At 71.8% G+C, this 1,949-nt stretch carries 3 protein-coding genes and 1 pseudogene; 2 read left to right on the top strand and 2 right to left on the bottom strand.

The window, feature by feature from the left end:
- A partial coding sequence (locus AB0917_RS34080) for an ion transporter (protein WP_366823572.1) occupies positions 1-850 on the bottom strand: 850 nt, incomplete at its 3' end.
- A gap of 178 nt (positions 851-1,028) precedes the next feature.
- On the opposite strand from AB0917_RS34080, the gene AB0917_RS34075 reads away from it, so the two are divergent.
- Positions 1,029-1,238 carry a twin-arginine translocase TatA/TatE family subunit gene (locus tag AB0917_RS34075; protein ID WP_366823571.1) on the top strand — a complete coding sequence of 70 codons (210 nt, stop codon included), beginning with the start codon at positions 1,029-1,031 and terminating at the stop codon, positions 1,236-1,238.
- Positions 1,239-1,412: 174 nt separating this feature from the next.
- Positions 1,413-1,634, top strand: a complete 222-nt coding sequence (locus AB0917_RS34070; RefSeq protein WP_366823570.1) for a hypothetical protein — start codon at positions 1,413-1,415, stop codon at positions 1,632-1,634.
- An 83-nt stretch (positions 1,635-1,717) separates the two neighbouring features.
- Here the strand turns inward: AB0917_RS34070 and AB0917_RS34065 are convergent.
- Positions 1,718-1,949 (bottom strand): annotated as a pseudogene (locus tag AB0917_RS34065) (M56 family peptidase); the annotation flags it as partial.

Below are 1,949 nucleotides of genomic sequence, written 5' to 3'. Positions count from 1 at the left end.
CTGCGCCCGCCCTGCACCGCCGGCAGCACCTGCGCCGCGCCATACAGCGCGTGGTACGGCGCCGGCGCGATGTACGGCCAGTGCGGCTTGAATTACCCTCCGCATCGGCGTCCGCCTCCATGGAGCGGGCCTCGTCCAGGGAGGTGATCACGACCCCGATCAGGACGTTGACGAGCACGAACGAGGCGAACAGGACGTACGAGGCGTAGTAGAGGATGCTCCACCGGGAGATCTCCAGGCCCGCGCGCACCGCGTCGCCGAGACCGTCCAGGGTCATCAGCAGGAAGAGGGTCAGGACCGCGCGGCCGAGGGAGCCGAAGTGTTCCGGGTCCTCGGCGGAGAAACAGATCCAGCCGACCATGGCGTAGAGGTAGAGCAGCAGGCCTCCGACGAGGAGGAAGCTGACGGTGCCCGGCAGGCTCCTGCCGACCGCGACCAGGATGATCCGCAGCTGCGGCAGGAAGCGGGCGGCGCGCAGCACACGGGCCAGGCGCAGCAGCCGCAGTATGGTGCCGTTCTCGCGGATGACCGGCAGGAACGCGGAGAGGACGACGGCGAGGTCGAAGAGGTTCCACGGGTCGCGGAAGAAGGCCCCGGGGCGGTCCGCGTGGGCTCCGGCGCGCAGCAGGATCTCCACGGTGAACGCGGCGAGGAAGCCGTACTCGACGGTGCGTAAGCCCAGGTGCCAGCGGCGGGTCAGGCCGGAGTACGTCTCGATGCCGAGGACCGCCGCGTTGGCGAGGATGAGGGCGAAGACCACGACGGCGAACCAGCGGGCTTCGGTGATCTCCCGGCAGCGCCCGGCCACCGCCTGCCGGCGGCGCGCTGTCCGCGCCGTAGGGTCCGTCATCGTGCTTCCCCGGTGGTCCGAGACCGCCGAACACGGCGGGCCTGAAAGGCGGTTGTACGGGGAGCCTGATCCAAGAACCCGCGAACGGATACTCTACAGCCCTGTAGATTCAGCTCTGCCGGTCCGTCAGGGATCCGGATGACCTCTCGTCCAGTCCGCCCCAGAGAAAGCAGCAATCATGTTCGGGATCGGCGAGCTCACTCTCCTTCTCCTGGTGATCGTGGCGGTGCTGGCCGTGAAGAGGCTGCCCGAGCTCATGCGGTCGGCCGGAAAGGCCGCGCGCATCCTCAAGAGCGAGAAGCGGGCGCTCAAGGACGAGGAGGGCGGCGCGTCCCAGCCCTCTCCCCGGGTGATCCGCGGGGAGACGACCGAGCGGGACACCCCCTGAGGCACCGCCCTCCCCCGGGAGCGGGGAGCCGAAGGCCCGGACCTCCGTGTGGCTCGATTCCAGCGGCCCGCGGAGCCCGCGGGAACTCACCTGCGGCTCCCCGCAGTTGTGCTGGCGGCCCCGTCCGGGGCCGGCCGCCGTCACGGCGGACGAGCGAGTTCTCAGGAGGCAGCAGTGGCCCAGATCGACCTGGACAAGGTGCTTGACAAGGCTTACGCGGACAAGGACCTGTCCACCATCCTCGCGGCTCCGGTATCGGCGCTGAAGGGCGTCTCGGACCGCGACGGTGAGCTGCTCCAGGAAGCGTTCAACGTGAAGACGGTGGCAGATCTGGCCAAGTTGAAGTACGTCCGCTGGGCCCAGGCACTCGCCGCGCTGGACACCAGCGCGTCCTGACCCGACGGCGCCGGCCCACCGGAGGTCCGGTGGGCCGGGCACGCGCCGGGCACGCGCCTGCTAAGCGCCGGCCCCCCTCGGGGTCACAGCGGCGCCCCCGTCGCCTCCAGTACGAGGAAGAGCGCGACGGCCGCGTTGAGCGCGGAGAGCGCCGAGACGGTCGTACCGGCGGCGGCGACGAACGCGGCGGCGCCGGCGGGCGTGAGCGCGGGCGGCCAGCCCCGGTCCGGCGGCACCGGGCCCAGCAGCGCGGCCACCCGGCGGGGCACCGGGCCCGCGGCGGCGAAGCCGGCCACGGCGGCGGACCGGGGGGCC

It is taken from the genome of Streptomyces sp. NPDC007346 (assembly GCF_040703535.1).
Lineage (GTDB): Bacteria > Actinomycetota > Actinomycetes > Streptomycetales > Streptomycetaceae > Streptomyces.
Note: the sequence above shows the minus strand (reverse complement) of the source record. Positions and strands in the feature narration are given on the sequence as shown.

Bases quoted from the DNA above. Each gene is read 5' to 3' on its own strand.
- AB0917_RS34075 (WP_366823571.1), top strand. From the start codon at position 1,029: ATGTTCGGGATCGGCGAGCTCACTCTCCTTCTCCTGGTGATCGTGGCG.